Below are 12,349 nucleotides of genomic sequence, written 5' to 3' on the forward strand. Positions count from 1 at the left end.
TTCATGAAACAACCTCCGAGAGCTCGGTGTCGGCACCACGGACTTCGTCGTCGGTCCCCGCCGCCTTCTCGTGCTGCGGCGACGGGCTCAACCGCACGACCGCGAGGGCGGCCAGGTAGGACAGCAGCACCGCGACGGCCAGGGTGATCCCGAAGTCGCGAAGCAGGACGATCTTCGAGGGAACGAGGGCGAGGTAGCCGACCACGGACGTGGCGCACGCCCACCCGACCACGCGCTTGAGCGCCATCCCGCGATGCCTGTGTTCGTCGGACAGCAGAACGGTGAATTCGCAAGCGGTGACGGTGGCCAAGGAGCCGAGGGCGATCGTCAGCGGACTCAGCGATTCGCCCACCAACCACAATCCCGCGATCGTCCACCCAGTAGCCAGCGCCGCAGCGGCCATCGCGCGCAACGCGTCCCGCCTGCTCCGCAAGCCGAAGAACAGCACCAGGCCGGCCGCTCCGATCCCCACCAGGTTGTCGATGTAGCGATGCTGCGAGATCAGCTCGTAGGCACGGGCCGCGGACACCGGCAGACCGACGACGTCGACCTGAGTCGCATCCGGCGGAGGCGGTAGCGCGGCGCGCATCTCGGTGAGCAGCGCGGTCTGCTTCTCCAGATCCTGGAACTTCAACCCGAAGGTCATCACCGCTTGTTTCCCATCGGGGCTGAACACCGCGCTGGTCAGGTACGGCGGCAGCAACTGCAAACCCGAGGAGACCTGTTCCGGGCTCGGGTGATCCCCCAGGAACTTCAACAGGTCGGGCGCGGTGAGGATCGGCCGGATCTGGTCGCCGTAGCGGGATACGGTCGCGTCTTGCGCCTTGAACATCCAGTCCAGCACCTGCGGGCTTCGCGCGTCCTCCCCGCGCAGCACGATGCTGACCTCACCGGAAGACCCCAGCGTCTGCTCGGCGTAACGGGCGTGTTCGAGCTCCGGTAGCCCCAGAGCGACGTCCTCGGGATTCGCCCGGACGTCGAGCGTGGCCAACGACCCCCAGCCCAGGACTGCGACAGCGGCCAGACAGCCGAGCGCGCTCCAGCGCACACCTGGTCGCAGCGGCCTGCGAACCGCTCTCGCCGGCTCCTCGCTCTTCTGCTCCAGGCCGAACTTGTCGCCGAGGAACAAGGTGACCGCGACCGTCAGCAGAACGCCCACTCCCAGCGCCAGTCCGAGCTGGCGGACGAACGGCAGCGGGGAGACGGCCAGCGAACCGAACGCCACCGCGCTCGCGGCCGACACGACCAGAACGCGGCGCCGGTTCGCGGACGCGACCAGGTAGAGCGAGAACGAGCTGCCGATGCCCATGAGCAGCGGCAGCAGGGCCGCCGCGCCGAAGGAGATGGGAATCCCGACGAGACCGAAGCCGGCCAACGTCAGCGCGCTGCCGATCACCGCGGCCAACAGCGGCCACAGCTTGCGGAGCAGACTGGATCCGGGCGAGGCCATCAGGAACCGCAGCAGGATCACGAGCGCGGCAAGACCCGCCAGCAGCGGAATCTCAGCCGTCGCCTCCGCGGTCAGCGCGGAGGTGATGGCCGGGACTCCGGTGACGGTCACCTTGCTGGTCGCCAGGCCCGCACTCCCGACCGCGTCCTGGACACCGGTGACCAGCCGCTGGGTCGCCGCCTCGTCCATCCCTTCGCGCGGCCGGACAAGCACGGCCACGGCGTTCTCCTTCGGAACCACGAAATGCCAGCGTGCTCGGGGTTTCCCGGTCTCGTCGAAGATGACGTTCTTGACGAAGTTCGGGTTCTTCGTGGTGGGAAGTCCACCGGGCATCCCGCGGACGAGCAATGCTCCGTAGCGGCGGTCGAAATCGGCGGTGGCGGCATCCCCCGCTGCGCTGACCGCTGACTCGGACTCGTTCCTGTTGCGGGCCTCGGCTTCGGCACGAGCGCGCAGTCCATCACGCGTACCGCTGAGGCTGGCGAGCAGGTTCTGCGACGAGATCGCGAGCTGGTTCATGACGGTGCCGGGGCCGTAGACGGTGGCCACGTCCGGCACTCTGGACAGCGACCCCTCGAGCTTCATCAGTTTCCCGAGCTGCTCGTCACCGAGCAGCAGGTGTCCGGGCTCTTCGGACTCGAGCAAGACGACGACGGGGTTCCCGCCGAAGTGCTCGGCGTGCTCCTCGAGCCGACTGACGCTGGGATCGCCTCCGGGCAGGAACGATTCCACGGTGGTTTCCACCCGAAGGTTCAGCAAGCCGAAGACGGATCCGCCCGCGATCCCGAGGATCGCCAAGGAAACCAGGAGCTTTCGCGCCATGCCGTGGCGTCCACCGCTCTCGGGCTCGTCGGCTGTGCGTGGGGTTCCTCCGAGGAGTCTTTGGATCCGCGCCGGGAGCGCCTTCAACCGCCACATTGCTCCAGCCCCGCCCCTTCCACGTACGCCATTGCTCGTGATGCGAGCCACAGTACCTCGACGCAGCCGTTAAACACAACGCTAGACGATACTCAGTCCCCATCTTCGTAGACTGTTATGTCGGCCGAAAGAAGGTTTCGTCGATTTCCCTGTGGCCCGCTGAAATGCGAGTTTTCATCATTCCCGCTGCCTGCGAGCAACGCATAGCGCCATCCACTGAGCCAGTGAGCACCACTCCTGTAGACAGCCCGCCGAGTCCGCACGACAAGCGGCCTCCGGGCCGGCGGGGTTCTCGCACCCGCGCCGGACCGGAGGCCGCCGGTCTCGAATCAGCCTTCTCCCCGCACCATCAGTTGGGCTGCGGATGGAGCCTGGTGAAGTCCCGCCCTTCCGGAGAGACGCTCTCCCCCGGCGCCGGGTACGGGTTGCTGTTGGTCAGCACGTTGGGCAGCGGGACCGGTACGCCCTTGACGATCCCTTCGTTGCCCAGGTCGGGCAGGAGCCGGAAGAAGTGGATCCCCGCCTCGTCCGTGTACTGGAAGATCGAACCGAAGTTCGCGAAGAACGCACCCAGTTCCGGCCCGTACGGCTTGATGTAGGACAACATCGGGTTGAGGTTCGTCATGGCCGTGCGCGCCTGAGGAACGATGGCGCTGACGTCCTGCGCCGTCACCGGAAGCCGGTCCAACGTGTCCGGCGCCCGGTCCAGCGTCCCGTTGAGGGCCGGGAGCAAACCGCGCAGATCCGCGGTCGTCTGCGGGAGCTGCTCCAGCGACGAGTTCAAGTGCGGTGTCGCGGCCTTGAGATCGGCGGCGACCGGCGCCACCGACGACGACAGCTCGTGGAGCTTGCCCGTCGCCGTCCGGGTGCTGGAGAGCACCCCCGGAAGGCTCCGCACCGTCGCGGACAGGTCCTCCTGCTGGCCGCTCGTGGCCGAGGTCAGCTTCTGGGCGTTCCCGACGAGCGAGGCGATCTGCCCCTGTCCGGTGTCCAGCGCGTCGAGAACGGTCGTCGTCTGCTGCGCGAGCGTCGTCAGGTCCTTGGACTGAGCCGAAATGGCGTCCACGGCGGTGTAACCCTGCCGTCCGAGCTGACCGAGCCCGGTCATGGCACCGGCCACGTCCTCCTTCGACCCGGTGGTCCCCTCACCCGCGGTGCGGATCGCACCTCCGAGGGCCTCCCTGGTCTGGGGATCGAGGCTGTTGATGACGTCGCGCAGCTGCACACCCCGCTCAACCGACTCGGGCGGCACCCGGCTGCCGCTGGGCAACTCCTTTCCCTTGCCGTCCTCGATCTCGATGTAGGACTCGCCGGCCAGGGACTTGGCACCGATGCGGACCTTGGCACCTTCGTGCAGCGGTGCGGCCTGCTGTTCCAGGCTCACCACGACCTGCGCCTTGCCGTTCGCGCGCTCCACGCTGTCGATCTTGCCGACGTTGACACCCGCGACCTTCACGTCTCCCACCGGGATGGCGTTGTCCACATCGGAGGTCTCGAACGACGTCGTGTAGGACTGCGAGTTCGCGAGCGGGTTGGTCACACCCGCCTTGTCCAGCAGGTATCCCATGTACACCATCGAGAGGACGAAGAACGTCCCGAGCACGACGAGCTTGCCTGCTGTGCCTTGGAAAAACCTCATGGGTTGCTCCCGTCGCCCGTGATACCGCCCTGTTCGTCAGGCGTGACGGGCGGAGCACCGCCCGTGTTGCCACCGTGGGTTCCCGGCAGCACCCCCGCATCCGGCAGCGGCACCGCCACATGACCCCGGATGAACCCGCCGTTGGCGTCGGAGAGGCTGAACGCTCCGTTGGTGTTGTAGATGAACGCCTGCAGATCGTTGAGGTAGGACACGACGAGCTCCGAATCGGGTCCCGCGTCGCGGGCGACCGGTTCCAGATCGCCCAAGGCGGTGTGCACGTCCTCGACCATCGGGCGGAGATCGCGCACGACAGGGCCGGCGGCGGACACGAGCGGGCGCGCCGCCTGGACCGTGTCGCCCAGGTTGTCCACCGTGCCGTTGACCTTGCGCAGCACCTCGGGCAGCTGCCCGGACGCCTCATTGAGGTTGTCCAACGTCGGGTTCAGCTGATCGGTCAGCCCGTTGACGCCGTTCATAGCGCGCTTGAGCTGCCCGGTGGTTTCCGGCAGTTGCCCGATCGTCGCCTCGAGATCCGCGCTGTGCTCCGAGAGCACCGACAGCGTCTGCTCGCTGGCGTCCATCAACTCCGTCAGCCGGCCGTCGTTGTGACCGACCGCAGTGCTGATCTGCGACAACGAGGACACCAGCTTGGCGATGTTCTCCCTGCGCGTCCGGAGGTTCTCCAGCACCGGTCGGTACTGGACGAGGGCTGCGTCCGTGGCGTTCAACCCGGCAGGCAGGTGCTGCGGCGCGCTGGCAAGGGCAACGTCCGACGAGGACAGCAGGTTGGTCACCGCGGCCCTGCTCCGCTCGTCGAGGTGGTTGAGCACCTCGTCGGGCTGCACCGGACGCTCGGTCTGGCTCGCCGGGATGACCCCGTTCGGCGGCAGCACCTGAGCCGGTGGCCCGCCGGGGTTGAGCTCGACGTACATCTCGTTGAGCGGGTTCGTCGGGCGCAACACCATGCGTGCGTTGCGGTAGACCTGGTACCCGGGCTCCAGCGACAACCTCAGCTTCGCCCTACCGCCGTCGGAGACCTCGCTACCGGTGATCTGCCCGACTTCCACGCCGGCGATGCGCACCTTGGGCTGCTGCCCGGGGTTCACCGCAGGCACCTGGTCGAACTCGGCCGCCACTTCGTACCGCTCCTGCCAGGGCGGGATGAACCGCTGGTTGGTCAAGATCATCGATGCGCTGATCAGCCCGCAGAGGATCACCACCGCGAGCGCGAGCAGGTTGCGTCCCAGTCCGGGTACGGTTCGGATGCGCTCCCAAACCCGGCTGAGCGAATGCTTCTTGTTCACCGTCCGCTCCTAATTCCCTTGGGTCTGGGGCACACCGGGGGTCGGCCCGCCCGGGAGGGGGAGGAACTGGTCCTTCCCCGGTGACGTCGCCGGCGACCGCGAGAAGTCGTCGCCTGCGTTGTTCGGCGGGGGCAGCACCTGGATCCCGCCCGGCAGCAGACCGAGCGATTGCAGGAGCTGAGCCGTACCCGGGTCCTTGCCCCCGACGGTGGAAACTCCGGCGCCGAGGCCCAGCCCGAGCATCCGGCCGTTCTTGTTCCCGTACTTCGACAGGTTCGCCGTGTGCGCCGCGAGGTAGCCGACTTCCTCGTAGAGCTTGTGCCCCGTACCACCGTTGCCCTCGTAGGCACCTGTACCCGTCCAGGGCGACAGCACCGCGTTCGCGATCGGCCCGTTCACCCGGTCCAGCACCGGTCCGTTGATGAGGTTGAGCGTCGAAGTCGCCTTCTGCGCGGTCGGAACCAACTGCCCGACCAACGGCTGCGCGTCGTGCAGCAACGGCCGGAGTTCAGCGACCAGCGGCCTGGCCTCTCGCACGACGGGGTCGGCCTTGGCCAGCAACGGCCCGAGCTCCTGCGCCGCCGGCCGGGCGTTGCCCGCGGTGGCGGTCAGCCGGTCGAGACTGCCATGCAGCGAATCAAGACCCCGGCGAGTGGTCGACAGCGTCCCCGGCAGCGCCTCGATCGAGTCCGCCACCGGCCGCTGCTTCTGAGCGAGCGATGAGCTCACCGTGCCGAGCGAATCGATCGTGCGGCCGAGCTGTCCGTCCTGCTCCGTCAGCGCGGACGCGACGGTGTTGATCTCGGGCACGATTCCGTACAGGTCCTTCTCCGGATTCGTACCGCGAACGCTGGAGAACACCTCACCCGCGGGGTTGAGCGTCGAGGGTGCGTGCTCGAGCAGGTTGCCCAGGCTCTCGCCGGCACCGGCTCGGAGCGACTCGTCGGTGAGCCGCGTGGTGTTCTGGATGCTCTCCTGCGCACGACCGGGAATCGCGCCGAGGATCTTGTCGAGCTCGCTGGGGACGCTCGTGCGTTCCACCGGGATCAGGTCGCCGGAGAACTTCTCGCGTTCACCACCCGGCTGCAGCTCGAGGTAGTAGTTGCCCCCGAGCAGCGTCGTCGGCCGAATGATGGCCGAGGGCGCGCTGCCGAGCTTGTCGGGAGTGTCGCCCCAGAGCTTCATGGACACGACGGTCTTGTCCCCGTCGCCCTTCTCCACGTCGGTCACCGTGCCCACCACGACGCCGGCGATCTTCACGTCCGACTTCGCCGGGATCACCCGGTAAGCACGGCTGAATTCCGCCTGGACCTGCTCCCCCGAGGAGAGTGCTGTGCTGATCCGCTCCTTCTGGTAGACGGCCAGCAGCACCGCGATGACCACCGCGAGCAGGATCGCTCCGATGACGACCGGCGAGCCGAGCCTCGACTTTCGCCTCTTAGACGACATCACTGGCCACCTCCGCTGATCACGCTCGGCAACAGGCCGGTGCGCTGACGATCGACTTCACCAGGCGCCGGGTACGGGTCCTGGCCCTGGATCGGGTCCTTGAGCACACCACCGTCGACAATGGACGAACCGGTGGCGGCGACTCCCACACGTGCTCCGTGGACTCCCGGTGCCACCGATGTGGAAACCATGCTCTCGATCCGCCGGAAGAAGTTGACGACCTCGGTGCTGTAGTTCGACAGGACGTTCACCGGAAGAGCGGCGTCGGTCAGACCCCGGGACACCGACGGCACCAGCGGACGCGCGTCGGCCACGGTCTGGGTCAGATCCGTGATCGCCGGATCCGCCTTGTCCGCCACTCCCGGAACCGCGTTCAGCGGTGCCGGTCCCTCTCGCAGCACGCCTCGCAGATCCGGCGTCGCCGCTCCCAGCGCCTCGGCGCCCGGACCGATGTCGGTCACCGCGGATCGGATGTCACCCAGCGGCTCGTCCAGGGAATCGAGTCCGGCGCGGGCCTCGTGCAGCGTTCCGGGAAGCTCATTGATGCTGTCCCGCAGCGGAGCGCCGTCGTCGGGATTGAGAGCCTTCGCCGTGTCGCCCGTCTCGCGCACGAGATCGGCGAGCTGCTGCTCACGGCCGTTCAGCGACCCCGCGAGTTGGTCCGCCCGGTCCAGCAACGCCGGCAGGTCGGTCTCCTGCGAGCTCAGCGCTCCGGCGGTGTTACCCAGCCCGTTCACGATCCCGGGCGCGTGCTCGACCAGGTCGTGCACGTCCTGGCCGTGTCCCGCCGCACCTCCACCGACCTCGCGGAGCGTGCTGGTCAGCGCGTCGCGAGTCGGCGGATCGAGCACGTCCAGCACTTGATCGAGGTCGGCCGAGTCCACAGTGCGCTCAGCCGCGATGGGTCGCTCTCCCAGCGGGCCCGTCGCCTCGTGTCCGCGGTCGATCTCCACGACCTTCTTGGCCAGAGCGGACTGGTCCCACACCTCCGCCTTGGCGTCGTTGTAGACCGGTACCCGCCCATCCAGTTCGAGAGTCGCCACGGCGTGACCGTTCTCGTAGGTCAACGCTGCTACGCGCCCCACCCTCGAGCTGTTCTCCCGCACGTCGTTGCCGACCTTCAGCGAGGCTCCGACCTGGTCGAACTCGGCACGCACCGTGGTCACCGGGGCACCTGGCACTCCCGAGCTCGCCGTGACGCCCAAGAGCACCACCCCGCCCAGGACGGCCAGACCGCCCAGACCTGCAATGAACGACCGCGTCGTCGACTGCGACACCGCTGCCATCATCGTCCTCCAAGCAGTTGGTCGACCAGGGCCGTCTCCTGGGACTGGTCGAGTCCGGTCGCGCTCCCGTCACCGCCGCCGAGGGGGAGGCTGCCGAGCCCGGGCACGCTGGGCAGGCCCGGAAGCGGCGGCGGGACGCCGGGAACCGGCAACGGCGGAACCGGCGCAGGCGTGGGCGGTCCGGGCGGACCGACCCCGACGCCCGGGTACTGGAGCAAGCTCTGCGGGGTGGTCACCACGAACGCCCGGAAGTAGTTGCTCAGACCATCCCGGCCGTTGGTGGACATCGCCCAGTACTTGATGAAGTCCAGGGCCGTGCTCATCGCCGGGGTCAGATCACCGACCAACCGGTGCGCCGAAGACCCCAGCACCGGAAGCTGATCGGTGCCCGGTTTGAGATCGCGGACGGCCGGCGCCGCCTGGTCGAGCAGACCCTTGGCCTTGTCCAGCACCGGCGGCAGCGAGCCCAGCGCCGGATCGGCGGCATCGGCGAAGGCGTTCAGCTCACTGGTGATCTGAGGCAGGTCGTCGGTGACCGGACGCACGTCGCGCAGCACGGGTGTGCCCGCCTCGGCGACCCCGGACACCTCGGAGAGAACCTGGTTGGCCTTCTGCAGGGTGCCGGGCAGCTGAGCCAGCGAGTCCTTCATGGCCTGCCGCTGCGAGGCCACCGAGGCCAACAGCTGCTTCCCCTGTTCCACTGCCTGATCGAGGTTCCCGCCGTTGCGCTCGGCCAAAGCCTGGGCGACCGGACTGGTTCGGTCCACCAGCTGGCCGAGGACCGCGTTCTGCTGCTCCAGCACCCCGCCGAGTTCACGGGTGTTCTCCATCGCCGGCGCCAGGGCCTTGATCGCCTCGTCGACGTTGGCGCCTTGCCCGCCGGTGCCCTCCCCCAGTGTGGTGACCAACGCCGCCAGAGCAGCGCTGGAGGGATCGTCGAGCGAGTTGAGCACCTGGTCGAGGTCCACCGCGCTACTCGTGTGCTGTGCGCGGATGACCAAGGGCTCGTCCATCTCGGGCGCGCTGTCGGATCCGCGGTTGAGGTCGACGAATCGCTCACCGAGCAGCGTCACCGGCCGAATCTTCGCGCTCGCGTCGCTGTGCAGGGGCAGCACCGACGGATCCAGCCGCATCTTGACCGCCGCTTGACCGCCCTGCAGCTCGACGGACTCGATCTGGCCGACCTCGACTCCGGAGAGCCGAACGAGGTTTCCGGGGATCAGCGGACTGGCATTGGGGAACATGACCGTCAACGAGACGTCGTCGTCCTCGTTCATGCTCACGGTGGTGAAACCGGTGGCGACCACAGCTGCCACTGCCGCGAGCGACAGACCGATCCGCAGTCCTGCGCTTCTCAGAATGCTCATCGCGGTGAACTCCCATTCGCGTCTACCCATGCCTGCCCCGAGGCCATGCCCGGTGCGGGGCGCGAGTTCGGGCCGCCCTTGAGACCCACTGCGGCGCCGGGGTTGTCGTCGACGACGTTCGTTCCCACCTGCACCAGACCGTGGAAGTAGTGGCCTTGCGAGTCGTAGTTCGCGAACGCCGCGGACCAGTTGCTCAGCCAGCCCATGAGGTCCGGCGTGTAAGGCCGCAGGAACTGGACAGCAGGGTTGAGCTGGGTGAGCGCGTTGTTCACCCCGGGCACGGTGGTGTGGGCGCTGTCGAGCAGAGGCGGCGTCCGCTGCAGCAGATCATCGGCGGCGTTCAACGTCGGCCGGAGATCGTTCATGGCGGGCCGCAGGTCCGCCAGCATCGGACTCAGGTTCTGTGACACCGAGACCAACTGCTGGGTCGCCGGCCGCAGGTCCTCGAGCAGCGGTGCCGTCTCATCGACGGCCGCGGGAACGCCGTCCATCGTCCGCTTGGCGGAGTTCAGCGTCGACGGCAACTCGCTCAGAGCCCGCTTGAGCTCATCCTGCTCGGCCGACATCGCACCCGTCGCGGAGTTCAGATCGCGCACGATCTGCTCCAGCTCCGTGCGCCGGGCCGCCACCGGTTCCATCATCGTCTTCAGGTTCCGGATCAAGCTCTGGATCGCCGGACCGTCCTGTCCCACGGCCTTGAGGATCTCTCCGAGCTCCTGCACCGCGGGCCCTGCCGACGCGAGGGTCGCGCGCAAGTCCTGCGGGTGGTCCTTGAGGTTCCGGTCCAGCTGCTGGACGGTCGAGTTGAGGTGCTGGCGGGTCGGCTCGTCGAGAGCTGACAACACCTGGTCCAGCTCGACCTGTTCGGAACCCGCCTCCAGCAGGCTGCCGGAGGGGATCTCCGGATTGCCGTCCGGGCCGGGCACCAGGCGGATCACCCGCTCGCCGAGCAGTCCCCGCCACTCCACCTGCGCTGTGCTACCAGCATGCAGCGGTGCGCGATCGCCGTCGACCGAAACCGTCACCAGCGCCCTGTTGTCCCGTGCCGAGAGTCCCGTCACCTTGCCGAAGGGCATCCCATCGACCTCGACACGCGACCCCTCGAGGACGTTGGCAGCATTGGGCATGACCAACTGCAGCTCATAGTCGTCGTTCTCGACCGCCCACGCGGTACCACCTACAACCGCGGTCGCCACAGCCGCGACGGCGACCCATTTCACCGCTCGAAGCATCTCAATCCATTCCTAGTGGGCCGACCGAATCCCCGGCGAGGAACTGCCGCACGAACGGATCGCTCGACGAGAACGCCTCTTCCGCCGGTCCGTAGTAGACGACCTGGCCCTGCCAGATCAGGCCCACGTAGTCACTCACCTTCTTCGCCGTCCGGATGTCGTGCGTGACGACGACGTAGGTGCCGCGATCCTCTTCGTGAATCTTCAAGATCACGTCGTTGAGGAGGCTGGTGCGAACCGGGTCCAGACCCGAGTCCGGCTCGTCGAAGAGCACGATCTCCGGGTTCATCACGAGCGCCCGGGCGAAGCCGGCGCGCTTCTTCATCCCGCCGGAGATCTCGTTCGGCGCCTTCTTCTCGGCCGCCTCCAACCCGACCTCCTTGAGCCGGTAGGTGACGATCTCGCGGATCTCGCTCTCGGACTTGTCCGTGTGCTTGCGCAAGGGGAACGCCACGTTGTCGTAGACGTTCATGGATCCGAACAGCGCCCCGTCCTGGAACAGCACGCCGAACCGCTTCCGCAGCTGAGCCCGGTCCCGCTCCGGAATTCCCCAGATGTCCTTGCCGAACACGTTGACCCTGCCGGAATCCGGTTCCAGCAGCCCCACCATGTGCTTGAGCAAGACGCTCTTACCGGTACCTGACGGACCGAGGATCGTGGTGATCGCGCCAGGTTTGAAGTTCAGGCTCAGTCCGTTCATCACTTGGAAGGACCCGAAGGACTTGTAGAGGTTGTGCACTGACGCGACGTGCGCGTCGCCGTCGGCGTCCGGGGCGCTCACCGCCGACGGCATGACCTCGGTGTCGTGGGCATCCATGTGGGGCTCCTCAACTCAACGACGTTGACCTAGTTGGCAATCGGTGTCTGAATCGTGGTTCCGAAGAAGAACTGGTAGAGAATGGCTGCCGCGGCGCTGACGATGATCATGTTGACCATCATCGATTTCGCCGTGTTGACACCGACTCCGACCGGACCACCGGACGCGGTGTAGCCGTAGTAGCAGCCGACCAGCGTGACCAGAGTGGCCAAGAGCACGGCCCAGATCAGCGCGTAGAAAAGGTCCACCGGCGCCTGGAACGACCAGAAGATGTTCGAGTAGGCGCCCGGCGAGGTCGTGTCGAGCATGACCTGCGTGACCGCCCACGATCCGACGAACTGAAATCCCATGCCGGTGACGAACAAGAAGGGTGCGGCGATCCACATCGCCCACAGCCTGGTGCCGGCCAAGTAGGCCCGAGAATGGAAGCCCATCACTTCCAGTGCGTCGATCTCGTCGCTGATGCGCATGGAGCCGATCTCCGCGACGAAACCGCAGCCCACCTTCGCGGCCAGGATCCAGCCCCACATCGAGGTTCCATCGGCTTTGAGATCACCGACCGCGTTGAACACACCGACGTAGTCGGAGGCACCGACCTGGTTGAGGATGTAGCTGCCCTGCAGGCCGGTCTCCCCGCCGATGGCGAACATCATGAACCAGATGACCAGGCTGCTCGAACGAATGAGGATCGCAGCCTGCCGGATCACCTCCGACAAGTAAAGCCCGATCGTGATCGGCATTTCGGCGAAGACCCGGAAGCTGAACGTCGCGATGTTCCCGACCGTCGAACACGTCGAGGAGAACACAATGGGTGGTTTCGGCTTCGCCGCCCCGCGCTCGCGCAACAGCTTGCGCGGGGACGGCTGCACGCTATCCATGGCCATCCG

Annotated in this window: 9 protein-coding genes; all 9 read right to left on the bottom strand. The window is 67.2% G+C overall.

From position 1 onward, the window contains the following. Position 1: 1 nt before the first annotated feature. On the bottom strand, positions 2–2,272 hold the full coding sequence (locus ACYVF3_RS21150) for an MMPL family transporter (RefSeq protein ID WP_461155954.1): 2,271 nt from the start codon (positions 2,270–2,272) through the stop codon (positions 2–4). 445 nt (positions 2,273–2,717) lie between these two features. After that, positions 2,718–4,007, bottom strand: a complete 1,290-nt coding sequence (locus ACYVF3_RS21155; protein WP_461155955.1) for an MlaD family protein — start codon at positions 4,005–4,007, stop codon at positions 2,718–2,720. After that, entirely contained in the window at positions 4,004–5,311 is a 1,308-nt protein-coding gene (locus ACYVF3_RS21160) for an MlaD family protein (RefSeq protein ID WP_461155956.1), read from the bottom strand. The genes ACYVF3_RS21155 and ACYVF3_RS21160 overlap by 4 nt, the downstream gene beginning before the upstream one ends. A gap of 9 nt (positions 5,312–5,320) precedes the next feature. After that, positions 5,321–6,760: an MlaD family protein gene (locus ACYVF3_RS21165; RefSeq protein WP_461155957.1), complete on the bottom strand. Its 1,440-nt coding sequence runs from the start codon at positions 6,758–6,760 to the stop codon at positions 5,321–5,323. Beyond that, positions 6,760–8,046, bottom strand: coding sequence for an MlaD family protein (locus ACYVF3_RS21170; RefSeq protein ID WP_461155958.1), 1,287 nt, complete (start codon positions 8,044–8,046; stop codon positions 6,760–6,762). Before ACYVF3_RS21170 ends, ACYVF3_RS21165 begins: the two co-directional genes overlap by 1 nt. After that, the gene (locus ACYVF3_RS21175; RefSeq protein WP_461155959.1) at positions 8,046–9,413 is read right to left on the bottom strand and encodes an MlaD family protein; all 1,368 of its coding nucleotides are present in this window, start codon (positions 9,411–9,413) and stop codon (positions 8,046–8,048) included. Before ACYVF3_RS21175 ends, ACYVF3_RS21170 begins: the two co-directional genes overlap by 1 nt. Beyond that, the gene (locus ACYVF3_RS21180) at positions 9,410–10,633 is read right to left on the bottom strand and encodes an MlaD family protein (protein ID WP_461155960.1); all 1,224 of its coding nucleotides are present in this window, start codon (positions 10,631–10,633) and stop codon (positions 9,410–9,412) included. Before ACYVF3_RS21180 ends, ACYVF3_RS21175 begins: the two co-directional genes overlap by 4 nt. Positions 10,634–10,646: 13 nt before the next feature. Next, on the bottom strand, positions 10,647–11,438 hold the full coding sequence (locus tag ACYVF3_RS21185; RefSeq protein ID WP_461156024.1) for an ABC transporter ATP-binding protein: 792 nt from the start codon (positions 11,436–11,438) through the stop codon (positions 10,647–10,649). A 53-nt stretch (positions 11,439–11,491) separates the two neighbouring features. Then, positions 11,492–12,346, bottom strand: coding sequence for an ABC transporter permease (locus tag ACYVF3_RS21190; RefSeq protein WP_461155961.1), 855 nt, complete (start codon positions 12,344–12,346; stop codon positions 11,492–11,494). Positions 12,347–12,349: the final 3 nt, after the last annotated feature.

It is taken from the genome of Saccharopolyspora tripterygii, from assembly GCF_054778355.1.

Coding starts and splice junctions, on each gene's coding strand:
- ACYVF3_RS21165 (WP_461155957.1), bottom strand. CDS start 6,760: ATGTCGTCTAAGAGGCGAAAGTCGAGGCTCGGCTCGCCGGTCGTCATC.
- ACYVF3_RS21175 (WP_461155959.1), bottom strand. CDS start 9,413: ATGAGCATTCTGAGAAGCGCAGGACTGCGGATCGGTCTGTCGCTCGCG.
- ACYVF3_RS21150 (WP_461155954.1), bottom strand. CDS start 2,272: ATGGCGCGAAAGCTCCTGGTTTCCTTGGCGATCCTCGGGATCGCGGGC.
- ACYVF3_RS21190 (WP_461155961.1), bottom strand. CDS start 12,346: ATGGCCATGGATAGCGTGCAGCCGTCCCCGCGCAAGCTGTTGCGCGAG.
- ACYVF3_RS21170 (WP_461155958.1), bottom strand. CDS start 8,046: ATGGCAGCGGTGTCGCAGTCGACGACGCGGTCGTTCATTGCAGGTCTG.
- ACYVF3_RS21185 (WP_461156024.1), bottom strand. CDS start 11,438: ATGCCGTCGGCGGTGAGCGCCCCGGACGCCGACGGCGACGCGCACGTC.
- ACYVF3_RS21155 (WP_461155955.1), bottom strand. CDS start 4,007: ATGAGGTTTTTCCAAGGCACAGCAGGCAAGCTCGTCGTGCTCGGGACG.